The sequence below is a fragment of the Nocardiopsis sp. NPDC006198 genome, assembly GCF_040613895.1.
Taxonomy (GTDB): domain Bacteria; phylum Actinomycetota; class Actinomycetes; order Streptosporangiales; family Streptosporangiaceae; genus Nocardiopsis; species Nocardiopsis tropica.
In genome coordinates, this window is record NZ_JBEXSY010000038.1 from 40,415 (window position 1) to 64,393 (window position 23,979).

22 protein-coding genes and 1 pseudogene are annotated in these 23,979 nt (G+C 75.4%); 11 read left to right on the forward strand and 12 right to left on the reverse strand.

All coding sequences use genetic code 11. The features are described from left to right. The first annotated feature begins 119 nt into the window (after positions 1-119). Entirely contained in the window at positions 120-875 is a 756-nt protein-coding gene (locus tag ABZ234_RS22815; RefSeq protein ID WP_355013378.1) for a thioesterase domain-containing protein, read from the forward strand. Positions 876-897: 22 nt separating this feature from the next. Here the strand turns inward: ABZ234_RS22815 and ABZ234_RS22820 are convergent, their stop codons facing one another. Together ABZ234_RS22820 and ABZ234_RS22825 are read right to left on the reverse strand one after the other, a co-directional pair. After that, complete coding sequence (locus ABZ234_RS22820) at positions 898-2,733, reverse strand: glycoside hydrolase family 13 protein (protein ID WP_355013379.1); 1,836 nt, start codon at positions 2,731-2,733, stop codon at positions 898-900. A gap of 167 nt (positions 2,734-2,900) precedes the next feature. Further along, positions 2,901-3,896, reverse strand: a complete 996-nt coding sequence (locus ABZ234_RS22825) for a glycoside hydrolase family 6 protein (protein WP_355013380.1) — start codon at positions 3,894-3,896, stop codon at positions 2,901-2,903. Positions 3,897-4,124: 228 nt separating this feature from the next. Here ABZ234_RS22825 and ABZ234_RS22830 point away from each other — a divergent pair, with 228 nt between their 5' ends. After that, a complete protein-coding gene (locus tag ABZ234_RS22830; RefSeq protein ID WP_267949879.1) occupies positions 4,125-4,646 on the forward strand; it encodes a GNAT family N-acetyltransferase in 522 nt (173 codons plus the stop codon). A gap of 80 nt (positions 4,647-4,726) precedes the next feature. On the opposite strand, the gene ABZ234_RS22835 is transcribed toward ABZ234_RS22830, so the two are convergent. Together ABZ234_RS22835 and ABZ234_RS22840 are read right to left on the reverse strand one after the other, a co-directional pair. Continuing rightward, the gene (locus ABZ234_RS22835; protein WP_344181366.1) at positions 4,727-5,608 is read right to left on the reverse strand and encodes an aldo/keto reductase; all 882 of its coding nucleotides are present in this window, start codon (positions 5,606-5,608) and stop codon (positions 4,727-4,729) included. Positions 5,609-5,949: 341 nt separating this feature from the next. Then, positions 5,950-6,120: a hypothetical protein gene (locus tag ABZ234_RS22840; RefSeq protein ID WP_267949881.1), complete on the reverse strand. Its 171-nt coding sequence runs from the start codon at positions 6,118-6,120 to the stop codon at positions 5,950-5,952. Between the two features lie 26 nt (positions 6,121-6,146). On the opposite strand from ABZ234_RS22840, the gene ABZ234_RS22845 reads away from it, so the two are divergent. Then, the gene (locus tag ABZ234_RS22845) at positions 6,147-6,683 is read left to right on the forward strand and encodes a CGNR zinc finger domain-containing protein (protein ID WP_267949882.1); all 537 of its coding nucleotides are present in this window, start codon (positions 6,147-6,149) and stop codon (positions 6,681-6,683) included. A 132-nt stretch (positions 6,684-6,815) separates the two neighbouring features. Here the strand turns inward: ABZ234_RS22845 and ABZ234_RS22850 are convergent, their stop codons facing one another. Next, positions 6,816-7,619 (reverse strand): IclR family transcriptional regulator C-terminal domain-containing protein, encoded by an 804-nt coding sequence (locus ABZ234_RS22850; protein ID WP_267949883.1) that lies wholly within the window; start codon positions 7,617-7,619, stop codon positions 6,816-6,818. Positions 7,620-7,796: 177 nt separating this feature from the next. Between ABZ234_RS22850 and ABZ234_RS22855 the strand changes: the two genes are divergently transcribed. From ABZ234_RS22855 to pcaD, 7 genes and pseudogenes are all read left to right on the forward strand, one after another. Beyond that, positions 7,797-8,645: a CoA-transferase gene (locus ABZ234_RS22855; RefSeq protein ID WP_344181367.1), complete on the forward strand. Its 849-nt coding sequence runs from the start codon at positions 7,797-7,799 to the stop codon at positions 8,643-8,645. Next, positions 8,642-9,397 carry a CoA-transferase subunit beta gene (locus tag ABZ234_RS22860; RefSeq protein WP_355013381.1) on the forward strand — a complete coding sequence of 252 codons (756 nt, stop codon included), beginning with the start codon at positions 8,642-8,644 and terminating at the stop codon, positions 9,395-9,397. Before ABZ234_RS22855 ends, ABZ234_RS22860 begins: the two co-directional genes overlap by 4 nt. Before the next feature lie 102 nt (positions 9,398-9,499). Then, positions 9,500-10,678, forward strand: coding sequence for a thiolase family protein (locus ABZ234_RS22865; RefSeq protein ID WP_355013382.1), 1,179 nt, complete (start codon positions 9,500-9,502; stop codon positions 10,676-10,678). Positions 10,679-10,783: 105 nt separating this feature from the next. After that, entirely contained in the window at positions 10,784-11,548 is a 765-nt protein-coding gene (gene pcaH / locus ABZ234_RS22870; protein ID WP_355013383.1) for a protocatechuate 3,4-dioxygenase subunit beta, read from the forward strand. Then, positions 11,545-12,108: a protocatechuate 3,4-dioxygenase subunit alpha gene (gene pcaG, locus ABZ234_RS22875; RefSeq protein WP_355013384.1), complete on the forward strand. Its 564-nt coding sequence runs from the start codon at positions 11,545-11,547 to the stop codon at positions 12,106-12,108. The genes pcaH and pcaG overlap by 4 nt, the downstream gene beginning before the upstream one ends. Positions 12,109-12,120: 12 nt before the next feature. Beyond that, positions 12,121-13,452: pseudogene (pcaB, locus tag ABZ234_RS22880) on the forward strand (3-carboxy-cis,cis-muconate cycloisomerase); the annotation flags it as partial. Between the two features lie 234 nt (positions 13,453-13,686). Next, the gene (pcaD, locus tag ABZ234_RS22885) at positions 13,687-14,820 is read left to right on the forward strand and encodes a 3-oxoadipate enol-lactonase (RefSeq protein WP_355013394.1); all 1,134 of its coding nucleotides are present in this window, start codon (positions 13,687-13,689) and stop codon (positions 14,818-14,820) included. Positions 14,821-14,882: 62 nt separating this feature from the next. Here pcaD and ABZ234_RS22890 read toward each other — a convergent pair whose 3' ends face one another. From ABZ234_RS22890 to ABZ234_RS22910, 5 genes are all read right to left on the reverse strand, one after another. After that, the gene (locus tag ABZ234_RS22890) at positions 14,883-15,722 is read right to left on the reverse strand and encodes an SAM-dependent methyltransferase (RefSeq protein WP_344181377.1); all 840 of its coding nucleotides are present in this window, start codon (positions 15,720-15,722) and stop codon (positions 14,883-14,885) included. A 609-nt stretch (positions 15,723-16,331) separates the two neighbouring features. Continuing rightward, the gene (locus ABZ234_RS22895; protein WP_355013385.1) at positions 16,332-17,072 is read right to left on the reverse strand and encodes a hypothetical protein; all 741 of its coding nucleotides are present in this window, start codon (positions 17,070-17,072) and stop codon (positions 16,332-16,334) included. Next, a complete protein-coding gene (locus ABZ234_RS22900; RefSeq protein ID WP_355013386.1) occupies positions 17,069-20,050 on the reverse strand; it encodes a DEAD/DEAH box helicase in 2,982 nt (993 codons plus the stop codon). Before ABZ234_RS22900 ends, ABZ234_RS22895 begins: the two co-directional genes overlap by 4 nt. Before the next feature lie 129 nt (positions 20,051-20,179). Continuing rightward, complete coding sequence (locus tag ABZ234_RS22905) at positions 20,180-20,329, reverse strand: hypothetical protein (protein WP_355013387.1); 150 nt, start codon at positions 20,327-20,329, stop codon at positions 20,180-20,182. Positions 20,330-20,331: 2 nt separating this feature from the next. Then, positions 20,332-20,556: a DUF397 domain-containing protein gene (locus tag ABZ234_RS22910; RefSeq protein ID WP_355013388.1), complete on the reverse strand. Its 225-nt coding sequence runs from the start codon at positions 20,554-20,556 to the stop codon at positions 20,332-20,334. A 245-nt stretch (positions 20,557-20,801) separates the two neighbouring features. Here ABZ234_RS22910 and ABZ234_RS22915 point away from each other — a divergent pair, with 245 nt between their 5' ends. Continuing rightward, positions 20,802-21,278 carry a hypothetical protein gene (locus ABZ234_RS22915; RefSeq protein ID WP_355013389.1) on the forward strand — a complete coding sequence of 159 codons (477 nt, stop codon included), beginning with the start codon at positions 20,802-20,804 and terminating at the stop codon, positions 21,276-21,278. Positions 21,279-21,385: 107 nt separating this feature from the next. On the opposite strand, the gene ABZ234_RS22920 is transcribed toward ABZ234_RS22915, so the two are convergent. Beyond that, a complete protein-coding gene (locus ABZ234_RS22920) occupies positions 21,386-22,792 on the reverse strand; it encodes an MFS transporter (protein WP_267949897.1) in 1,407 nt (468 codons plus the stop codon). Between the two features lie 5 nt (positions 22,793-22,797). Next, the gene (locus ABZ234_RS22925) at positions 22,798-23,622 is read right to left on the reverse strand and encodes a glycerophosphodiester phosphodiesterase (RefSeq protein ID WP_267949898.1); all 825 of its coding nucleotides are present in this window, start codon (positions 23,620-23,622) and stop codon (positions 22,798-22,800) included. Positions 23,623-23,979 lie beyond the last annotated feature (357 nt).

Here is a 23,979-nt window from a genome sequence, read left to right on the forward strand (position 1 = left end):
CGGTCGGCCGCCGGGCCGCCGTGTGCTCGCCCTTTGTTACCGATGGGTATTACCGACTGGTAGGTTCTCCCTGTCGCGACGACCGCGAGCCGGCCGGGAGAGGAAGCAGGGGGAGAGCAGTGCACGAGGGCGTCCTGTCCAGGCTCAGACCGGTCCCCGACAGCCGGTTCCGGCTCTTCCTCCTCCACCACGCCGGCGGATCGCCCCTCGGCTACCGCCCCTGGGTGCGCCGCTTCCCCGACGACTGGGACGTGTGCCTGGTGGAGGCGCCCGGACGCGCACACAGCGCCGACGCGGAGCCCTTCCGGGACGCCGGGGAACTGGCGGAGTACCTCAACAGGCGCGTGGGCCACGAGCTGGACCGCCCCTTCGGGCTCTTCGGGCACAGCATGGGCGGCCTCGTCGCCTACGAGATGGCGTCGCGGCTGGCCGTCGGGGACCGCGGGCCCTCCTGGCTGGGGGTGTCGGCGTGGAGTCCCGCACCCGGCCCCGAACGCGACCGTCCCCGGCACCTCCTGCCCTCCGACCGCCTGCGCGACGGCATCGCCGCCATGGGCGGGACCCCCGCCGCGGTCCTGGCCGACCCCGACCTGTGGCGGCTCGTGGAGCCCCTCGTCCGCGCCGACCTCGAACTGGTCGACACCTGGCGGCCGGAGCCCGGCGCGGAGAGGCTGCGCGTGCCCCTGTCGGTCTTCGGCGGCGAGGACGACCCCGGCATGCCGCCCCGCCGGCTCGACGCCTGGTCCGACCACGTCGACGGCCCGGTCGAACGGCACTCCCTGCCCGGCGGGCACTTCTACTTCGTCGGGAGCATCGACGACGTGACCGGGCGGATCACCAGGGACGTCCGCGCGGCCCTCGCCGCGGGCGTGTAGTCCCCGGCCCCGCCGCCCCGCCTCAGCCCCCGACGGCGATGACGTAGCCGGGCCCGTCGGCGCCGAGCACCACCCCTCCGGCCCCGTCCGTCCCCAGCCGGACGCCCCCGCCCGAGGCGGCGGCCTCCGGCCGGGCGGCGTCCAGGTCGGCGGGCGCCGCCGCCACCGGCGTGTGCGGGCCGTCGGCCAGGTGCACCAGCACCACCTGCCCGGCGAGCGTCCTGACGAACGTCATGTGGTGCGGCCCCGCGTCCAGCCAGCGCAGGCCGCCGGTCCTCAGGGCGGGCAGCTCCCGCCGCAGCGCCAGCAGCCGGGTGTACGCGTCCAGGATGCCCCGGTCCCACGCGCCGGGCCGGTGCCAGGGCATGGGCCTGCGGGCGTTCTCCCCGTCGCGCCCCTCCAGGCCGATCTCGTCGCCGGCGAAGAGGAACGGGGCGCCGGGCAGCGTCACCTGGGCCGCCACCCCGACCTCGTGCCGCACCGGGTCGCCGCCCACCACCGTCCGGAACCGCGCGGAGTCGTGCGTGCTCAGCGCGTTGACGCTGTGCGTCAGCACCCGCCACGGCAGCCCCGCGTTCGCCGCGCGCATCGCCCGTACCGCGTCCTCGGCGCCGGTCCGGGGCAGCGGCGCCCGGGTGGTCAGGTACTTCACCTCCTCCGGCGCGGTGTTCAGCCAGCTCCACACCGGGCGGGTGAACCCCGCGTAGTTCATGACCCCGTGCCACCCGTCGTGGTGGGTGTCCGGCCCGGCGTCGTGGAAGTGCTCGGCCAGCAGCCACGACCCGTCGCCGCCGCGTGCGGCGTCCACCTCGCGCATCCGCGCGGCGATCTCCCCGGACACCTCCCGGTTCAGGTCCTGGGCGCCGTGGCGCCCGGTCATGTTGGCCACGTCGATCCGCCAGCCGTCCACCGGGTCCTCCCCGGTCAGCCACCGCACCAGGACCGAGTCGTCGGCGCCGTAGACCCTGCGGCGCAGCTCCGCCGAGGCGTAGTCCAGTTTCGGCAGCGTGCGCACCCCGAGCCAGCCCACGTAGTCGTCGGGGTGCTCGGTGAAGTAGTAGAACCCCGCCTCGACCGAGTCCGGGTCGGCCCGGGCCGTCCGGAACCACTCGTGGGCGTCCCCGGTGTGGTTCGTGGTCAGGTCGCCCATCACCCGCATGCCGCGCTCGTGGGCGGCCCGCACCAGCTCGCGCAGCGCCCGGTCGCCCCCCAGCAGCGGATCCACCTCGGAGAACGTGGAGGCGTTGTAGCGGTGCGTGGACCGCGCGGGGAACACGGGGGTGAGGTAGACGACCTCCACACCCAGCCGCGCCAGGTGGTCCAGGCGGCGGCGCACCCCGTCGAGGGTCCCGCCGAAGTACTCCAGGGACGCCGTCCGGCCGAGGCCCTCGGGCTCGTCGTCCCAGGAGCGCGGCAGCGCCCAGTCCGGGTGCTCGGCAGGGGGGTCGGTGGAGTCGTCGTCCCGGGCGAACCGGTCCGGGAAGACCTGGTAGACGCTCGTGCCGGGAACCCACGCGGGGGGCGGCGGCCCGGCGAGCAGCCGGAAGTCCCCCGCGTCGGTGACCTCGTGGCCGTGGGCCCCCTCCTGGTTGAGCCACGTGTACCGGGCTCCCCGGACGACGGCGAACCGGTACCCGGTCACCACCGGGCGCAGGGCGACCGACGCCTCGAACCAGGCGGTGCCGCCGACCGTCCCGGCCTCCTCGGCCCGGACGAGGACGCCCTCGCCGTCCTCCACGACGCGGACGTACACCGCGTCCGCGCCCCCGGGGACACGCACGCGCAGGACCGCCTGCCCGTCCTCGACGCGGACGTGGTCGGGGGACCCGTCGTGGTGGGGGTCTCCGGCGAACTTCATGGGGCTGCTCCGGTGCGCTCGTGTGCTGGGGCGCCCGCCGGCCGGCGGGCGCACGCGACCGGACCCCGCCACACGGGCGGGGTCCGGAGCGCCAGTATCGCAACGGAGACCGGAGGGGGCGACCCGTTCCGCGCCCCTGCGGGCCGCGGGTCCGGGTCCCGGGCCGGTCAGCCCCCGGCGTTCACTGCCATCTCGTAGGCGAGCTCGGGGATGAAGGAACCGGCGGGTCCGGCGCAGCCGTCGGCCTCGCCGGGGAGCTTCACCCACAGGAAGGCGTCGATGAGCGGGTTGCCGGTGTCGGTCGTGCTGGGCGTTCCCAGGGCGCGTCCGGCCGGGTCGCACCACTCGTCGCCGGGCGCCGGGCCGTTGCCGTTGCGGCTGGTGTCCACGACCGCCCCGAGCCCGTCCAGGCCGGTGGCGCCGATGATCGCCTCGGCGTACGCGACCTCGTCCGCGGTGGTGCGGTAGTTGGAGGTGTTGACGGCGATGCCGTCCGCGCTCTCGGCGACGTCCACGCCGTGCAGCAGTTCGGCGACCTCCGCGGGGGAGTGCCACGCGGAGTGGCCGGAGTCGATGTACACACGGGCCTCGGAGGAGCCCTCCTTGAGGGTCCGCCCCGCGTACGCCAGCGAGTCCATGACCTCCGCCGGCGGCTGGCCCTCGCAGGAGCCCATGAGGGAGAGGGCGTCGGGCTCCACGACGATCGTCGCGGGGCGGTCGTCGAGCCCGGCGGCGAACGCGTCGATCCAGGCCCTGTACGAGGCGTGGTCGGGCGCGCCGCCCCCGCTGTGGTTGCCGCAGTCGCGTCCGGGGACGTTGTAGACCACGATGATCGGGACGGCGCCGGCGTCCTGGGCGGCGCCGGTCAGGGCGGCCACCTCGGACTCGACGGTGTCGGGGTTGTAGCGGGTGAACCAGGTCGCCTGGGCCACCCCGGCGATGCGCTCGCCGATGACGGAGGCGCGGGGGTCGCCCGGGTTGTCGGCGACCCAGTTCGCCGCACCGGTGTCGGGGTTGACGTAGAAGGGCGCGTCCTGGGCGGCGGTCCGCGCCGCATCGGCGCCGGGCGCCGACGCGGCCCCGACCGGCGCGGCGCCGCCGGACAGCAGTGTGCCGAGGGCCAGGGCGCCGACGGCCCCCAGGGCCGCTGATCTGCGAATCATCGTGACTACTCCTCGTGCGAGCGGGGGACAGGGGTAGTTGGGAGCGCTCCCAGTCGTGGCGCACCACGATAGGCAACGGTGAACTCCGTGTAAAGGGGTCGTGACGATCGGGTCCCGGTACCACCCCGAGGGGTCGGCGGGTCGCCCCGCAGGCGCGCTGGCGCAGGGGATGCAGACTCTTCCCCCGCCCCCCTGTCGTGGTCGTTGGTCCCGGGTTACGGTTGTGGTATGAGCCTTGAGCTGCCAACCGACCGACTCCTCATCCGGGAGTGGGAGCTGGGCGACGCCGAGGACGCCCTGAAGATCTACGGGGCCGACGAGGTCGCGCACTGGCTGACGCCGGAGTGGCATCCGGTGAACGAGACCGACGCGATGCGCTCGGTCCTGCACGCCTGGATCGAGGCCGGACCCAACCTCATCCCGCCCGCGGGCCGCTGGGCGATCGTCCGGCGACAGGACGGGCAGCTGGTGGGTGGGCTGTCGCTCAAGCTGCTCCCGCCCTTCGAGGAGGACTTCGAGCTGAGCTGGGCGCTGCGCCCGGACGTGTGGGGCCGCGGCTACGCCACGGAGGCGAGCCGGGCCGTCATCGCCTGGGCGTTCGAGCAGGGGATCGAGGAGGTGTTCGCCGTCGCGCGTCCGCGCAACGAACGGGCCATCGCCGTCGCCCGCCGCCTGGGCATGGAGTGGGTGGGCGAGACCGAGAAGTACTACGACATGCGCCTCCAGGTCTTCCGCCTGCGTCCCGGCTGACGGAGGGGGTCGCGTGCGGCCGGCCGGGTCTGCCGGCGGGCCGCACGCGCGCGGCCTCCCACGCCGTCCGGCGAGCGGGCTCAGGCGCCCAGGAGCTGGTCGATCCGCTCGGTCTCCTCCTCCGACAGGCGCACCGCCGCGGCCGCCGTGTTCTCCTCCAGGTGCGCCACCCGCGACGTGCCCGGGATCGGCAGCATCACCGGCGAGCGGTGCAGCAGCCACGCCAGGGACAGCTGGACCGGTGTGACACCGTGCTCGGCGGCGACCGCCGCCAGGGGCGACTCCGGGCCGGCCAGCTCACCGCGCCCCACCGGGGCCCACGGCAGGAACGCGGTCCCGTCCTTCTCGCACTGCTCCAGGACGTCCTCCGACTGTCGGAAGGACGGCGCGTACTGGTTCTGCACCGACGCCACCGGGGTGATCGCGCGGGCGGCCGACAGTTCGTCGACCGTCACCTCGCTCAGGCCGATGTGCCGGATCTTGCCCTCCTCGCGCAGTTCGACCAGCGCACCGAGCTGGTCGGCGAGCGGCACCCCGGGGTCGATCCGGTGGAGCTGGAGCAGGTCGATCCGCTCCAGGCCCAGGCTGCGCAGGCTCAGCTCCACCTGCTGCTTGAGGTACTCGGGCCGCCCCAGCACGTGCCACCGGCCGGGACCGGTGCGCGCGAACCCCGCCTTGGTGCCGATGACCAGGTCGTCGGGGTAGGGGCGCAGGGCGTCCCGGATCAGCTGCTCGCTGATCTGGGGGCCGTAGGAGTCGGCCGTGTCGATGAAGGTGATGCCGAGTTCGACCGCGCGCCGCAGGACGGCCAGCGCCTCGTCGCGGTCGCGGGGCGGCCCCCACACCCCCTCGCCGACGATCCGCATCGCACCGAAGCCCAGCCGGTGGACGGGGAGGTCTCCGCCGAGGGCGAAGGTTCCCGACCGCTCTGCGATGTCTGGTGTGGCGTGCACGTCGGTCACGGTGTCCCTTCCGGGCGGCGCTGGGGCCGCGGTCGCGTCCTGGCCCGAAGGCCTCTGCCGTGGCGCGGTCGCGGTGTGCCCGGACGCGCGCTCCCGGCGGTGTCGCGGGCAGGATCTCAGCCGGAGGGGAGCGCCGCAAGGCGCCACGGTGCCGGGGGGAGACCCATGACTCCGGAGGGGGCCGCACACGAAGCGGCCGTCCCCGACCGGGCTGCGCTCCCCGCAGCCGGTGCGGCGGCGGAACACGGGGGGCGAGGTCGGCGCCCCGGACAGGGGATCCCCGCGGCCCCGGCCCCCCGCGGCCCCGGTCCCGCTCGGGTCGCCGGGGCCCGGAGGAGCCGTCAGCGGTCGGACCGGCCCCCGGAGGGGACCGCCCGCGCCTGGACGATGCGGACGGCCGGGAGCAGCGTCACCCGCCGTTCACCGCAGACGCAGCGCTGATAGCTGACGACGCCCTCGCTGGTGGGGTGGTCGGACTCGGTGGACCAGAGGTGTTCGTGCCGTGTACCCATGGCCCCCAGTCTGATGTAATGGCATTATGCATCTCAACCCTTACGGCCAGGGTCCGCTGTCGCTTGCGGTGGACCTGGTCAACCGCCCGCCGACGGGCGCGGAGGATCTGGAGCGGCGCTGCGCCGAGGTGGGGTTCGTCCTCGCGCGGGCGGTCGGCGAGGACGACGTCGAGGCCGTCCGGGAGTTCCTGGGCCTGTGGGAGGGGGTGGTCGACAGCTCCGACCGCCCGACCCGCGCCGCGCGTCTGAACGCCCTGCTCGCGGAGTACTCCTCCGCCCCGCGCCTGACCGACCACGCCGGCACCGGATGGCACCTGCACTACCGGCCCGACGTGCTGCCCGCCCACCGCCAGGTGGCGGCGCTGGTCTCGGTCGGCACCGCCCTGCACCTGACCGGCCGGGGCATGGACCGCCTCGGCCGGTGCGCGGCCCGTGGCTGCGCGCGCGTCTACGCCGACTTCTCCCGCAACGGGCGCCAGCGGTACTGCTCGCCCGCCTGCGGCAACAGGGACGCCGTGCGCCGCCACCGGGCCCGCGCCGACGACCGCGAAGGCGCGCTGTAGGGCGGCGGGGGCGCGGTGCGGCCGCTCCGGGCACGGCCGGAACCCCGCCGGTCGGGCGTCATCCCGCCGCGCCGCCCGCCTCCCGTGCCGCGCCGCCCGCCTCCGCTCAGGGGAAGGCCGCGCGGCACGGCCTCAGCGGCCGGAGCCGCGGCGCGACACGGAGGCGAGGTCGGACTCGATGCGCGAGGCCGTCTCCAGCAGGGCGGGCAGCAGGTCGCGGCGCACGTCCTCGATCGAGGAGCGGTTGGCGTGCGCCGACACGTTCGCGGCCGCGATCACCCGCCCCTCCGCGTCGCGGACGGGGGCGGCCAGTGAGCGCAGCCCCTCCTCGAGCTCCTGGTCCACGATCGAGTACCCCTGCTCGCGCACCCGCCGCAGCTCGGCGCGCAGCTCGTCCGGGTCGGTGATGGTGAACCGGGTCAGGGGCCGGAGCTCCACGCGGCCCAGGTAGGCCTCCAGGTCGCGCTCGTCGCGCCCGGCCAGCAGCACCCGCCCCATCGAGGTGGCCGAAGCTGGGAACCGCGTGCCCACGGTGATGGCGACCGCCATGATCCGGGAGGTCGCCACGCGCGCCACGTACAGCACGTCGTCGCCCTCCAGCACCGACACGGAGGCGGACTCGTGCACCCGGGCCGAGAGGTCCTCCAGGTGGGGCTGGGACACGTCCGGCAGGCCGGCCGAGGCCACGTAGGCGTAGCCGAGGTCGAGCACGCGGGGGGTGAGGGAGAACAGGCGCCCGTCGGTGCGCACGTACCCCAGGTCGGCCAGGGTCAGCAGGAAGCGGCGGGCGGCGGCGCGGGTCAGGTCGGTCTCCCGCGCGACCTCGCTGAGGGTCATCGACGGCCGCTCCGCGGAGAAGGCGCGGACGACCGTCAGGCCGCGTTCCAGGGACTGCACGAAGTGGGCGCCGCGGGCCGGTTCTTCTTCGTCGGGCATGTGGTCTTCCTGGTTCGGGTGTGGGCCTGGGGACGGGCGTCCCCGGAAATGTTCTCATACCGAACAGGTGTGGCCGTCCGTGTCGGCGTCTTGACCCTGTCGGGGATCGGCGCTACCTTCGTACCCAAGGTGTTCGCTGTGAGAACATCCATTCGCTATACGAACGGGAGGTTCTCCATGATCGTGCCCCTGGACGAGGCGGTACGCGAACTCGTCCACGACGGCGACACCGTCGCCCTGGAGGGGTTCACCCATCTCATCCCCGTGGCGGCGGGGCACGAGATCATCCGCCAGGGCCTGCGCGACCTGACCCTGGTCCGCATGACCCCGGACATCGTCTACGACCAGCTCATCGGCGCCGGATGCGCGCGCAAGCTCGTCTTCTCCTGGGGCGGAAACCCCGGCGTGGGCTCGCTGCACCGCTTCCGCGACGCCGTCACCCACGGCTGGCCCGTCCCGCTGGAGATCGAGGAGCACAGCCACGCCGGCATGGCCAACCGCTACGTCGCGGGGGCCTCCGGTCTGCCCTTCGCCATCCTGCGCGGCTACGCCGGCACCGACCTGATCGGGAACAACCCCAACATCAGGACCATCACCTGCCCCTTCAGCGGGCAGGAGCTCGCCGCCGTCCCCGCGATCAACCCCGACGTCACGGTCGTGCACGCCCAGCGCGCCGACCGCGACGGCAACGTGCAGCTGTGGGGCATCACCGGCGTCCAGAAGGAGGCCGCACTGGCGGCCGAACGGGTCCTGGTCACCGTGGAGGAGGTCGTCGACGCCCTCGACCCCGTCCCGGGCCAGGTCGTCCTGCCCGCGCGGGTCCTCGACCGGGTCAGCGTCGCCGCGGGCGGAGCCGCGCCCTCCTACGCCCACGGCTACTACGAGCGCGACAACGAGGCCTACCGCGCCTGGGACGCGATCGGCCGCGACCGCGAGGCCTTCACCGCCTGGCTCGCCGAACTCACCGCGACCGCGCCGCCCCCCGCCGGCCCGGCCGCCCCCGAGCCCGCCGGGAGGGGCCTGTGACCACCGTGGCCTGGACCTCCGACGAGATCATGACCGTCACCGCGTCCCGCTCGCTGCGCGACGGCATGTCGTGCTTCGTCGGGATCGGCCTGCCCAGCACCGCCGCCAACCTGGCCCGCCGCACCCACGCCCCCGGCCTGTGGATGATCTACGAGTCCGGGACCCTGGGCACGGTCCCCGACCGCCTGCCGCTGTCCATCGGCGACGGGATCCTCGCCGACGCCGCCGACACGGTGGTCCCGGTCCCGGAGGTCTTCAACTACTGGCTCCAGGCCGGGAGGATCGACGTCGGCTTCCTCGGCGCCGCCCAGCTCGACCGGTACGCCAACATCAACACGACCGTCATCGGCGACTACGCCGACCCGCGGGTGCGCCTGCCGGGGGCGGGCGGGGCGCCCGAGATCGCCGCGTCCTGCCGCGAGGTGGTCGTGGTCATGCGGCACAGCCGGCGGGCCTTCGTGGAGCGGGTCGACTTCGTCACCTCGGTCGGCCACGGCTCCGGTCCCGGCGACCGCGAGCGGCTCGGCCTGCGCGGCGCCGGCCCGGTGCGGGTGATCACCGACCTCGGCGTCCTCGAACCCGACCCCCGCACGCGCGAGCTCGTCCTGACCGGCGTGCACCCGGGCGTGGGGGCGGACGAGGTCCGGGCGGCGACCGGATGGGACCTCGCGGTGGCCGAGGGGCTGGAGGTCACCCCCGAGCCCACCGACGCAGAGCTCTCGGTGCTGCGCTCCCTGACGGGGGCCGCCTGAGGGGGCGGCGGAGGCGCCGCCCTACAGTTACCTAACAGTGTTAGGTTCCATCTCGCCCGCGGCCGGGCCCGACCCGGCCGCACCACCCCCAGGAGGCCCGCGGTGACCGACGTCTACGTGCTCGACGCCGTCCGCACACCCTTCGGCAGGTACGGCGGCGCGCTCTCCGGCGTACGCCCCGACGACCTGGCCGCCCACGTCGTCGGCTCGCTCGTGCGACGCGCGCCCGGCCTCGACCCCGCCGACGTCGACGAGGTCGTCCTCGGCAACGCCAACGGCGCCGGCGAGGAGAACCGCAACGTCGCCCGCATGGCGTCCCTCCTGGCCGGACTGCCCACCTCCGTCCCCGGGGTCACCGTCAACCGCCTCTGCGGTTCCGGCATGGAGGCCGCCGTCCAGGCCTCCCGCGCCATCCAGACCGGGGACGCCTCCCTCGTCGTGGCCGGGGGAGTGGAGTCCATGAGCCGCGCCCCCTGGGTCCTGCCCAAGCCCGCCGAGGGCCACCCCGCCGGCGACGCCACCCTGCACTCCACCACCCTGGGCTGGCGCATGGTCAACCCGCGCATGCCCGGGAGGTGGACCGTCTCCCTCGGGGAGGCCACCGAGGGGCTGGCCGAGCAGCACGGCGTCACCAGGGCGGACCAGGACGCCTTCGCCCTCGCCAGCCACGCCAAGGCGGCCCGCGCCTGGGCGGACGGGGTCTTCGACGGTGAGATCGTCCAGGTCGGGGACGCGCACCTGGACCGGGACGAGTGCATCCGCGAGGGCTCCCCCGACAAGCTCGCCGGACTCCGGCCCGCCTTCCGCGCCGAGGGCACCATCACCGCCGGGAACGCCTCCCCCCTCAACGACGGAGCCGCCGCCCTGCTGCTCGGCGACCGCGCCGCCGCCGACGCCGCCGGCCTGGAGCCCCTCGCCCGCATCGCCGGGCGCGGCGCCGCCGGGGTCGACCCCGACGTGTTCGGCATCGGCCCGGTCCGCGCGGCCGAGACCGCCCTCGAACGCGCGGGGATCGGCTGGGGGGACCTGGCCGCCGTCGAGCTCAACGAGGCCTTCGCCGCCCAGGCCCTGGCCTGCGTCCGCAGCTGGCGGGGCCTGGACCCCGACATCGTCAACCCCAACGGCGGCGCCATCGCCATCGGGCACCCGCTGGGCGCCTCCGGCGCCCGTATCCTCGGCTCACTCGCCCACGAGCTGCGCAGGCGCGGCGGGGGATGGGGGCTGGCGGCGCTGTGCATCGGCGTCGGCCAGGGCCTCGCCGTCGTCCTGCACGCCGGGTAGGCCACCCCGCCACAGGTCCCGGGGGGCGCCCCCGCCCGCCGGGGCCGCCCCGCCCACCGCGGACCGCAGGGAGCCGGAGCCGCACGAACGAAGGGACGACCCCCCATGCCCACCGCACCCGACCCGGCGTCCGCGCCGTCCGGGCTGTACGTCCCCGGCTACGTCCGGGACCACGACACCCACCCCCCGCTGGACCACCCCGGGTACCGGAGCACCGCGCTGCGCCACCCCCGGCGCCCGCTCACCCTGCTCCCGCACACGCTCACCGAGATCACCGCGCCCGTCCTGGGCGAGGACCGCGTCGCCGAGCACGACCACGACCTGACCCGCGGGCACGACGGGGAGCCCCAGGGACAGCGCATCATCGTGCACGGACAGGTGCGCGACAGCGGCGGAGCGGCCGTGCCCCACACCCTGGTGGAGGTCTGGCAGGCCAACGCCGCGGGCCGCTACCGCCACACCGGCGACAACTGGCCCGCACCCCTGGACCCCCACTTCACCGGGGTCGGCCGCGCCATGACCGACGCCGAGGGCCGCTACCGGTTCGTCACAGTCCGGCCCGGCGCCTACCCGTGGCGCAACCACCGCAACGCGTGGCGGCCCGCCCACATCCACTTCTCCCTCTTCGGCCGGGCCTTCACGCAGCGCCTCGTCACCCAGATGTACTTCCCCGACGACCCGCTGTTCTTCCAGGACCCGATGTGGAACTCCGTACCCGACCCCCGGGCCCGCGAGCGCATGCTCGCCCGGTACGACCACGACGCCACCCGGCCGGAGTGGGCCCTGGCCTACCGCTGGGACATCGTGCTGCGCGGCCGCGAGCAGACCCCGTTCGAGTCCGACGAGGAGATCCTGGAGGACGACGAGTGAGCACCCACCCCACCACCCCCGCCCAGACGGTCGGCCCCTACCTCCACATCGGCCTGCCCTGGCCCGACGGCCCCTACGCCGTCGCCGAGGGCGCCCCGGGCGCGGTGTGGATCCGCGGCACCGTCTACGACGGGGCCGGAGAGCCCGTCACCGACGCCCTCGTGGAGACCTGGCAGGCCGACCCCCAGGGCCGGTTCGACCACCCGGACGACCCGCGCGGGGCACGGTCCCACCCCGGCTTCCGCGCCTTCGGGCGCTGTCCCACCGGCGCCGACGGCGGCTACGGCATCCTCACCCTCAAGCCCGGGGCCGTCCCCGGCCCCCACGGGGACCAGGCCCCCCACATCGACGTGTCCCTGTTCGCGCGCGGCATGCTGCACAGGGTCGTCACCCGCCTGTACTTTCCCGAGGAGGAGGCCGCCAACGCCGCCGACCCGGTGCTGAACAGCATCGGCGACCCCGACGCGCGCGCCACCCTCGTCGCGGGGGCGGCGCCGGACGGCTACCGTTTCGACATCCGCATCCAGGGGGACGGCGAGACCGTCTTCTTCGACGTCTAGCGAGGAACCCCCATGACCGGCCTGTTCGACGGTGTCCTCGACCGCGGTCCCGTGGCCGGGGCCACCGGCGACACCGCCTGGCTCCAGGCGCTCCTCGACGTGGAGGCGGCCCTCGCGCACGCCCTCGCCGACACCGGGCGCCTCGCACGGGACCGGGCGGAGAGCATCGCCGCCGCCTGCGCCGCCGACCGCTACGACCCGGCCGCACTGGGACGCGCCGCCGCGGGCGGCGGCAACCCCGTCATCCCCCTGGTCGAGGAGCTCACCGGCCGCGTCCGCGCCCTGGACCCCGACGCGGCCCGCCACGTGCACCGGGGCGCCACCAGCCAGGACGTCCTGGACACCGCCGCCATGCTGGTCGCCCGGCGCGCGGGCGGAGCGCTCCTGGCCGACCTGCGCGGACTCGCCGACGAGCTGCGCGACCTCGCCGCCGCGCACCGCGACACGCCCATGGCCGGGCGCACCCTGCTCCAGCAGGCCCTGCCCACGACCTTCGGGGCGGTCGCCGCCGGATGGGCCAACGGTCTGGCCGAGGCCGCCGACCAGCTCGACCGCGTGCTCACCGGCCGCCTGGCCGTCCAGCTCGGCGGCGCCGTCGGCACCCTGGCCTCCCTGGGCGAGGACGGCCCCGGGGTCACCGCGGCCCTGGCCGCGCGCCTGGACCTGGCCGACCCCGTCCTGCCCTGGCACACCGAACGGGGACGGATCGCCGAACTCGCCTCGGCCCTGGGCCGGATCTGCGGCGCCGCGGGCACCGCGGCCCAGGACGTCGTCCTGCTCGCCCAGACCGAGGTGGGCGAACTGGTCGAGGACGGGGGCCCCGGCGTCGGAGGGTCCTCCACCCTCCCGCACAAGCGCAACCCCGTCGCCGCCGTCAGCGCCCTGGCCTGCGCCCGCCAGGCCCCCGGACTCGTCGCCAACCTCCTCGCCGCCCAGATCCAGGAGCACCAGCGCGCCGCGGGCGGCTGGCACGCGGAATGGCTGCCCCTCACCGACCTGTTCCGCCGTACCGGCGGGGCCGTGGCCTGGCTGCGGACCAGCGTCTCCAGGCTGAGGGTCGTCCCCGGGCGGATGCGCGCCAACCTCGGCCTCACGGGGGGTCTGGCGCTCTCCGAACGGGTCACCACCGACCTGGCCCCCGAACTCGGCCGGACGGAGGCCCACCACCTCGTCGCCGACGCCTGCCGCGAGTCGGCGGCCTCCGGCAGGGACCTGGCCGACGTCCTCACCGCGCGCCTCGACGGGGTCCGCACCCGGGAGCGCGTCCTCGAACTCCTGGACCCCTCCGGCTACCTGGGGGCGGCGGCGGTGTTCACCGACCGGGTCACCGGGGGGCGGACGGGCCGGGGAGCCGCCACGGCCCCGGGGTCCGGTCCGGAGCCGGACGGGGGCGGGGTCCCAGGGGGCCCGTGTGTCTCCCGGGCCCCCGGGGCGGGTACGGGGACGGGTGGGCCCGAGGCGCACGCGGCGCCGGCCCCCGGCGGCACACCACGGGCGCACGGGCCCGCGGAGGCCCCGGCCACGACCCGCGGCCGGGGCCCGAGGACACGGATCGTGAGAACAACGGAGGGCGCACCCATGAGCGTTGACCTGCACCACGTCGAGAGCGGACCGGCCGACGCGCCGCCGCTGCTGCTCGGGGGATCCCTCGGCGCCACCGTGGACATGTGGGAGCCGCAGGTCGAGGCACTGTCCACGGTCTTCCGGGTGATCCGCTTCGACCACCGCGGCCACGGCCGCTCACCGGTCCCCGAGGGCCCGTACACGATGGCGGACCTGGGCGGGGACGTCGTGGCCCTCATGGACCGGCTGGGCATCGGCCGCGCCCACTACGCCGGACTGTCCATCGGCGGCATGGTCGGGCAGTGGCTGGCGGTCCACCGCCCCGAGCGGATCGACCGCCTCGCCCTGCTCGCCACCTCCCCCTACATGGGACCGGCCCGGAACTGGCGCGAGCGGGCCGCCCTGGTGCGCGCCGAGGGCACCGGCGCCGTGGCCGACTCCGTGGTGGAGCGCTGGTTCACCCCCGGCTTCCTCGGCGCCCACCCCCGCGACGCCGCCGGGCTGCGCGAGCAGATCGCCGCCACCCCCGCCGAGGGGTACGCGGGCTGCTGCGGTGCGATCGAGACCTACGACCTGCGCGACGAGCTCCACCGCATCACCGCCCCGACGCTGGTCGTCGCGGGCGCCGACGACCCCTCCACCCCGCCCGCGGGCAACGCCGAACTCATCGCCGAGCGCGTCCCGCACGCCCGCCTGACGGTGCTGGACGACGCCGCGCACCTGCTGTCCTGGCAGCAGGCCGCCAAGGTGAACACACTCCTCACCCAGCACTTCGCGTCCGCCGACCGCCACGCGGCCGGTATGCGGGTGCGTCGGAGCGTGCTGGGCGACGCGCACGTCGACCGGGCCGGCGCGCGCACGACCGGTTTCACCGAGCCGTTCCAGGACCTGATCACCCGCTACGCGTGGGGCGAGGTCTGGACCCGCCCCGGGCTGGACCGCCGCACCCGCAGCTGCATGGTGCTGACAGCCCTCGTCGCCCACGGCCACTGGGAGGAGGTCGCCATGCACGTCCGCGCCGCGCTGCGCAACGGGCTGACCCCCGACGAGATCGGCGAGGTGTTCCTCCAGGCGGCGGTCTACTGCGGCGTGCCCGCCGCGAACAGGGCCTTCGCCATCGCCCAGGAGGTCCTGGCCGAGGACTCCTGAGCGCCCTCCCGCGGCGCGGACGCGGTCCCCGCCGACCGCGCCGCGGGACGGAGCGGCCGGGGTCAGCGCTTGAACGCCACCCCCGACAGCTCCCACAGCTTCACACCGGGGTCCTCGGGACGGAACCGGGGGGGCACGTCGGGGTGGCGCCAGGAGGCGCAGTCCACGGCCCGGGGCCCGCCGTCCTCGCGCCCGTCGGTCCACGGGCTGGCCAGTTCGAGGCCCCGGAAGACCGCCGAGGCCTCCTCCGGGCTGCGCACGCGTCCCCACGGCGTGCCGAAGGAGAGGATCTGGTCGGTCATCCACGCGCCCGAGGCGGGGTCGTCGGAGACGATGTGGGAGAAGATGACGCAGGAGCCCGGGGCCAGCCGCTCCGTCAGCCTGTGCACCATGCCGAACGGGTCGTCGTGGTCCGGCAGGCAGTGCAGGAGGGACACCAGCATCACGCACACCGGCAGGTCGGTGTCGATCAGCCGCCGGGTCTCGGGAGCGCCGAGGACCCGGTCCGTCTCCCTGATGTCCGCGAGCAGGAAGGCCGTCTCCGCGCTGTCGTTGATCAGCGCCCGGCCGTGCGCGAGCACGATCGGGTCGTGGTCGACGTAGACCACCCGGGCCCGGGGGTTGGCGCGCTGCGCCGCGTGGTGGGTGTTGTTGGCGGTGGGGAGCCCCGCTCCCAGGTCGAGGAACTGCTCCACGCCCTGGGCCGCCACGTACTCGACGGCCCTGGAGAGGTAGGCGCGGTTGTCGTTCGCGAAGGAGACGAGTTCGGGCGTGCCCGCGGCGAGCACTTCGCAGGCCTTCCGGTCCGCCTCGAAGTTGTCCTTGCCGCCCAGCAGGTAGTCGTACATACGCGCGATGCTGGGGGTTTCCATGTCGATGTCGGGGGGGAAGCGATCGGCCATCAGATGTCTGGGGCTGTACCCGGTCCGCGGACCGGGCCGAGGGAGCCCCTGCCTCCTTCTTCGTCGTGTTCGCGTACCCGTCGGCCCGCCGGTGCGGACCGACACAGCGGTGGCGGGACCCCGGGGCGGGGACGCCGTCGTGGAGCGCGGGGCTCCGGGTGGGGAGCCGCCGGTGCTCCGGGAGGGGTGCGCCGGACCGGGTGCGGCGAGGGGATGCCACCGGAAGGATTCCGGGGTGTCGCCGCTCCGGCCGTCGTGCGGGACGGGGCCGCTCCGGGGTGCGGAGGCGGTGGTCCGGTCCCGCGGTGCGGAGGGCGCGCGGGAGTCCCGGGATGCGGAGGCGAGCGGGGACCGGAGCCGGGAGAGCGGTCCGGGACCGAACGTGGGCCCGGAGCGGACCAGGGCCGCCATCGGTCACCTCCCTCGCTCTGCCCGCGCGCGTGCGCGCCGATCGCCGTTCTGCGCACGGCCCCGGACCCCTCGGCGCGAGGGGCCGCCCTGCGGCGGAGAGGCCGTGCAGCGATCTTCAGGCGAATCGTAGCGGCGTTCGTCCGAGCACACCGGCGTTTTCCGTAGAAAGGAGGAAAGAGCGCACCGGCCCGCCGCGCCTCATGCCCCGGGACGGCCCAACCCGGGCAGCTCGTCCGCCACGAGCCCCGGGGCGGAGGCCCTGACGCGCTCGCCCGTGCCGCCCGGCGGGGTCGGCGGGGCCGGGATCGCGGGCGCCGACCAGAACACGGCGGCTGAGGTCGCCGCGGCGTCCGGCGGGGCGGGGCGCGAGGGCCGCCCGGCCCCGCCGCGGACGTCCTGCGGCGCATCCGCGCCGCCGCCGGACACGGCCTCCTCCGGCGCCGGAGGCCCCTGCGCGGCGGCGGGGGAGAGCGTCCTGACCCGGGCCACCAGGGCGCGGCGGTCGAGCCCCAGCCACCGGGTCAGCGCGAACGGGTCCCGGTCGGCCTCCGCGCCCAGGGCCGCCGCGACCGCGTCCAGGTGGGCGCACCTGGACTCCCACGCCTCGCACGAGCACGTCGCCACCAGCGCGTCCCAGCTCCGGGGGACCAGGTCCCACCCCAGCAGGGCGAACACGCGGTCCGCCGCCACGGGCAGCTCCTCCGCCAGGATCCTGGCCCGGAACACCGGCTGGGAGGCCAGTGCGGCGCACACGCGCTCCCGCTCCGGCTCGGGCGGCACCGGGCGGATCAGGCTCACCTCGTGCACGCTCCCGCGGCCGCCCCCGGCGCGCACCCGCCCCGCGACCTCCCCGGGACGCACCGACAACCGCTCCACCGCCGAGGCGGCCCCGGCCGGCACCCCCAGCGACTCCGACAACAGCTCCGACCAGGCGCTCATCCGGCCACCGCCTCCGGGGACAGCCGGACCACCTCGCGCAGGTCCTCCACCGACAGGGACGCCAGCCACTGCTCACCGGTCGCGACCGCGCTGTCCGCGAGCGCGCTCTTGCGCTCGATCATCTCGTCCACCCGCTCCTCGACCGTTCCCACGCACACCATCTTGCGCACCTGCACGTCCCGGCGCTGCCCGATGCGGAACGCCCGGTCGGTGGCCTGGTTCTCGACGGCCGGGTTCCACCAGCGGTCCAGGTGCACCACGTGGTTGGCCGCCGTGAGGTTCAGCCCCGTCCCGGCCGCCTTGAGCGAGAGCAGGAACACCGCGGGCCCCTCCATGGACTGGAAGCGCCGGGTCATCTCCTCCCGCTCGGCGCGCGGTGTGCCGCCGTGCAGCCACAGGACCGGCACCCCCAGGCGCGAGCGCAGGTAGGGCTCCAACCGGTCGCCGAACCGCGCGTACTGGGTGAAGCAGAGCGCCTTGTCGCCCTCGGCCGCCGCCTCGCCCAGGATCGACTCCAGGCGGTCGAGCTTGCCGGAGCGGCCCGCCAGGGCCGAACCGTCCCCGAGGAACTGGGCCGGGTGGTTGCAGATCTGCTTGAGCCGCGACATGGTCGCCAGGACCAGGCCCCTGCGCTCCTTCTCCGTGGCCTCCGCCATCCGCTCGGCCATCTCGTCGACCACGGCCTTGTACAGCGAGGCCTGCTCCGGGGTGAGCGTGCACCAGGTGCGCATCTCCATCTTCTCGGGCAGGTCGGCGATGATCGACCGGTCGGTCTTGAGGCGGCGCAGCACGAACGGCCCGGTCATCCGGCGCACCAGGCCTGTGTCGGGCCCGTCCTCGCCGGTGACGGCCCGCTCGAACGCGGCGGCCGACCCCAGCAGGCCGGGGTTGGCGAAGTCCATGACCGACCACAGCTCGCCGAGGTTGTTCTCCACCGGCGTGCCGGTGAGCGCCACACGCGTGGCCGCGGGCAGCGAGCGCACCGCCGCGGCCTGGCGGGTCCCGTGGTTCTTGAGCGCCTGGGCCTCGTCGCACACGATCCGGTGCCAGGGCATGCCGGAGAGCTCCTGCGCGTCCCGGGTGACCACGCCGTAGGTGGTCACCACCAGGTCGCAGCCGCCCACCAGGCGGGCGAGCGCGTTGCCGGACGGCCGGTCGGGGCCGTGGTGGACGTGCACCCGCAGGTCGGGCGCGAACCTCTCCGCCTCCCGCCTCCAGTTGCCCACCAGCGACACCGGGCACACCAGCAGGGTGGGGCCGGGCGCGGGGTCGCGGAGGCGTTCGTCGGCGAGCAGGGCCAGCAGCTGCACGGTCTTGCCCAGGCCCATGTCGTCGGCCAGGACCGCGCCCAGGCCGAGCTCGCCCAGGAAGCGAAGCCAGGCCGCGCCCCGGTCCTGGTAGGGGCGCAGCGAGGCCCGGAAGCCGGCCGGGGTGCCCATGGGGCGGGGTTCCGCCTCGGCCCCGCCGTCCAGCAGGGCGCCCAGGGGTCCGTCCGCGACCACGTCGCCCACGGGGAGGGGCGCGGTTCCCGCCACGCCGAGGGCCGTGCGCAGCGCCTCGTCGGTGCGCATGCGGTGGCCGCCGCGCCGGGTGACCAGGTCCAGGGCGGCGGAGACCCGCTCGGGGTCCATCTCCATCCACCGGCCCCGCACGCGCACCAGGGAGCGCTTGAGACGGGCCAGCTCCGCGAGCTCGGCCAGCTCCTCCCCGGTCAGGGGCTCGGCGTCGCCCCCGTCCGCCCCTGTTCCGCGCAGAAGCGCCTCGAAGGACACGGAGACCAGGTCGGAGGGGCCCACCCCGCCCCCGCCGCGGCGCCGCGCGGGCCCGGTCTCCTCCACCTTCACGCGCAGGCCGATCCCCCGGTGGCCGCTCCACTCGGGCAGCACCACCGCGAACCCCGCGGCCGTCAGGCGGGGCGCGGCCGAGGACACGAACTCCTGCGCGTCCTCGGTGGTGAGCATCAGGCGGGCGGGGGCCAGGTCGCGCAGCGCGCGCCGCAGCCGGGGGTAGTGGCGGGCGGCGCGGTCGAGGTCGGCGAGGGCGGTGGCGCCCACGTCGGCGGGGAGCCAGGCGGCGCCCTCGCCCAGCCAGACCTGCTCCAGGGGCAGGCGCAACCCGGGGTCGGAGACCGAGCGGACCCAGAACTCGACCGTCCAGGGGCCGCCCCGCCCGGGTTCGCGCAGGACGAGGAGGAGGGTGGCGCGTCCCGCGCCGCGCAGCCGGGAGCGCCAGTCCCGGAGGGGGCCGCGCAGGCGGTCGGCGGTCCCGGCGTCCACGGCGTCCCGCGTTCCGGTGAGGGCGGCGGCGAGGCGCTGCCCGGGGGTGGCCGTGCCGTCGTCCGGCCCGGTGGCGCGGCGGGGCCGGGCGGCCAGCCGCCGGGCGACGGCGTCCGTGAGGAGTTCGAGGGGGGCGAGCACGCAGGAGCGGGCGGCGCGGTCCGGTGACTCGCCGGGCATGTGGGCGCGGGCGGAGGGCGGGAGGGCGGCCGTGAGGGCGGCCAGGTGCTCCTCCGCCCAGTCCACGGGCGCGGGGCGCCACCGCGCCCGGGGCGGGTTCCCGACCAGGTCGGGAAGGACGCAGCCCGTGGTGACGAGCTGCTCGGCGAACTCCCGGACGGCCGCCAGGTGGCGGAGGGAGGGGCCGGCCGGTACCGGGGGAGCGGCGGCCAGGAAGGCCTCGGCCCCGGCGGGCGGCAGGCGGAGCGCGGGCACCCGCCAGGGGTGGAAGGCCGCGGGCTCCCCGTCGGCCGCCGTGGAGGGGGAGGGGGCGGAGGTGTCGCCGGGGAGGGTGAGCCCGAGGAGCAGCGGTGAGGCCGACCCGGTGCCGGGAAGGGTGCGCAGCTCGGCGGTTCCCGCAGCGAACGGGTGCGGGCGCGGTGACCCGGCCCCCGTTCCCCCGCGGCCCTCCCGGGACGGGGCGTCCGCCTCCGCCCAGACCGCCAGCGCGTCCCCGACCCACACGCCGTGCACGACCCGCACAGCACCTCCCGCGTTCCCCCGTTGCCCGTGGGCCCAGTATCCCCGTGACCGCCGACAGCCCGGGCACGGGGGACGCGGAGCGGGCCGGGGTCGGCACGGGCGCGGACGCTCCCTCGGGGCCCCGGCGCGTCAGCCGCCTCCGTCGCCCGCCCCGCCGCCGTCGCCGGATCCGTGCGGTCCCGCCGCGTCCTCCCCCGACCGCGGGGAGGGGCTCGCCAGGGACACGACCAGTGCGACGAGCATGGCGAGGACCACCAGGTACACGGCTGTGCTCCCCACGGTCACAGCCTCGCCGCGCCGAGGAAGACCGCCCACTCCCGGCGCGGGACGTCCAGGCGCCCCCGGCCGGGGTGCCCGGAGTCGCGGAGGGCGGCGCCGACGGGAGGGCCCGCGGCCGTCGCGCGGGCACCGTCCCCGGGGTGCCGCGGGGTCGTGCGGAAGGCCACCTCCACACATTCCCCCCGTTCGAGGGAGTGGCTGGACTTGAAGAATGCGAGGTCGCTCATCCACGTGGTCTACCCGCTTCCGGCACGATGGCGCTGTCCGGTTGTGGCCAGGGTCACACGGGAATCGCGGCTCCAGGGGTCCGTGCGCCGTCGCCCAAGCGTGGCCCGGCGTTTCCGGCGAGGACCCCCGCGGGCGCGGGGCCGGGGAGTAGGGTGACCCGTGACCGGGCCGGGACCCTCGGTGACGGGGCCTGTGTCGCCCGGTCCTCCACCTCCCCGCACGACCGGACCACGGACGAGGCACCATGACCAGCCCCCTTCCGCACCCCCTCCCCGCCCTCACCGCCGCGTTGGCCGCGGCGGCCCTGCTCGCCGGCTGCTCCGCCGGGCCGTTCGGCCAGGGTCCCGCCGGGGCCGGCGCGACCCCCTCGGCGGACGCCGCCGAGCCCTCCGCCGAGCCCTCCGCCGGGCCCGCGGGCCCGGACCTGCCGGAGGCGGCCGACGGCACCGATCTGGAGGCCTGCGCCGACGCCGAGTGCGAGGTCCTGGTGGAGGCGGGCGACGAGTTCGCGATGGACGGAACCCACGGGGTGGACCGGTTCGTGGTCGACGCGGTCGACGGGGAGGGGTTGGGCATGAGCGGTTTCGGCCCCGGGATCGAGCTCTCGGGGCACCTCCCGCCGCCGGACGGCGGCCGGCCCCCCACCTTCGTCATGAACGGCTTCACCGTCACCCTGGTCGCCGTGGACGGCTCCACCGCCCTCATGGCCCTCTCCCCCTGACGCCCCGCGCCGGGGTCGGAGCGACAGCATGAATCTACGTCGTAAAGGTGGCTGTTCTGTACGACGCAGACGGACCCCGGCGGGCAGCCGGGGTCCGTCGTCGGGGATCACAGGTTCTTCGGGACCTCGTTGCCCACCGCGACGATCCCCTCGCGCATGCGCGTCCGCCACAGCAGCACCCCTCCGAGGAGGAAGAACGCGATGAGCGACAGGATCGCCACCCGGTAGCCGCCCGTCAGGGACACCGCGATCGTCACGGTCAGCGACCCCAGGAACGTGGACCCCCGGTCCGAGATCTGGAAGAGGCTGAAGTACTCCGCCTCCTTGCCCTTCGGGATGAGCTGGGAGTACATCGACCTCGCCAGGGACTGCGTCCCGCCCAGCACCAGGCCGATGCCCACACCCATGGCGATGAACAGGGGCACGTTCCCCACCGGCAGGAAGTACGCGGCCGCCACGAGGGCGCCCCAGGCCACCAGCGAGGCCAGCACGGTGTTCTTCGTCCCCAGGAAACGGGAGATCCACCCGGTCAGGAACGCGCCGCCGAACGCCACGAACTGGATGACCAGGATCGTGACGATGAGGATGTCCTGCTGCAGCCCGAGGTCCTGTGTCGCGAACGGCGCCGCGTAGCGGATCGCCGCCTGCACGCCGTCGTTGAAGAAGATGAAGGCCAACAGGAACAGGATGGTGTTCGGGTACCTGCGCATGTCCTTGAGCGTGTGCCCGAACTCGCGCACCGACCGTCCCACCCGTGGGCGGCCGCGTCCGCGCGCCGCCATCGCGCCGAACCTGTCGCGCAGCGGTTTGACCGCCAGGACGGTGAAGCCCGCCCACCAGATGCCGCAGGAGGCGAACGCGATGCGCGCCGCGTCGTCTGCGCCGATCCCCAGGGAGTCCGCGCCGACCACGAGGCCCAGGTGGGCGGCCAGCAGGAGCGCGCCCCCCAGGTAGCCGATGCCCCAGCCGGTCACCGACACCCGGTCGCGCTCGTCGGAGGTGGAGATCTCGGGCAGGAACGCGTTGTACACCACGATCGAGAGGCCGTACAGCAGGTTCGCCAGCACGAACAGGAGCGAGGCCAGCATGTAGCCGTCGTCGGCGAAGTACAGCCCGAGGGTGGACAGCGACCCGGTGAGGGCCAGCCAGAACAGCCACCGCTTCTTGTGGCGGGACTGGTCGACCATCGCCCCCAGGACGGGCAGGCAGACGATCTGGAGCAGGATCGCGACCGTGGTCAGCGCGGGGTAGAGCGCGTTGGGGTGGAGGGTGAGGAGCTCGGTCCCGAGCGGGGCGACGGTCAGCGACGGGTCCAGGCAGGACGCGGCGTCGGGGGCGCCGGCCGACACGCAGGCCAGGTTGCTCAGGTAGGGGCCGATGAGGACGGTGACCACCGAGGTGATGAACACCGAGTTGGCCCAGTCGTAGAGGTACCAGCCGCGCTGTTCGCGCCTGCGCTGGACCGGGTCGCTGGAGGGGGCGTTGTCCGCCGCCGCCTCCGTGGGGTCGCCCATGGGGGTCATCCGTTCTGGAGGGTTGTGCCGGGGCCGGTGGGGCGGTCCGTCCACTGGCCCCGGCGGAGGAGGATCCGCCGCAGCGCGGTGGTGTTGTCGGTGACGATGCCGTCCACGCCCGCGTCGAGCAGGCGTTCCATCACCCGGGGGTCGTTGACGGTCCACACGTGCACCTGCATGCCCAGGCGGTGGGCGGTGTGGATGAGGTCGCGGCTGAGCACGGGGAAACCGCCCTGCCAGAGGGGGATCTGGGCGCACACGGGGGTGCGGCCGGCCAGGGGGCGCAGCAGGGGGGAGAGGGAGGCGATGCGCAGGCGGACCACGTCGGCGGGTCCGCAGGAGGTGGCGACGGGGTGGTCGAAGAGGCGCCGGGCCAGGTCCAGGCGCCTCTGGTCGAAGGAGCCCACGCACACCCGGTCCCAGGCGCGGGTGCGGCGCAGGACCCGGATGAGGGGGAGGACGGCGGCGTCGGCCTTGAGGTCGATGTTGAACCGCGCGTCGGGCCAGGAGCCGAGGAGGTCCTCCATGAGCGGTACGGGTTCGCGTCCGCCCACGCGTGCGCGGGCGACCTCGCCGAAGGGCAGGTCGCCGATGGCGCCGGTCCTGTCGGTGGCGCGGTCCAGTGTCGGGTCGTGGAAGGCCATGAGGACGCCGTCGGCGGTGGCGTGGACGTCCGTCTCCAGGTACGTGTATCCGAGGTCGACGGCGTGTTGGAAGGCCGCCGCCGTGTTCTCCAGCTCGGTGCTGCGCACGCCCTGGTCGTCGGTGAGCCATCCGCCCCGGTGGGCGAGGGCCACGGGTACGGGGGAGGAGAGGTACGCGTGAGTCACGCCTTGCAGTATGCCGGTTGTGCGGTGCGGTGCGCCCGCCGCCGTGGGGTGCCCGAAAATCCGGAAAACCTGGAATGCCCGGTGGGACGGGCGGTGTGCGGCGTGCTCTGTGGAGGGGTGTAGGCGGACGTCATCCTCGTCGAAGGGACCCGTTCATGTCGACCACCCCTCCACGTCACCGCTGCCCGTTGCCCGCGTGCCGTCCCGGCCCTGCGGTCCACCGCGGCCCTTCCGCCCGTCGTGGCCGGGCCGGTGGGCCGGCCTGCGACGGGGCCCGGGGTCCGGAGTCCCTCCCGGGTCCCGGGGGGCCGGGCCGTCCGGCGCCGGGCGGGCGTGCCGGGGAGGGCGCGCCGGTGG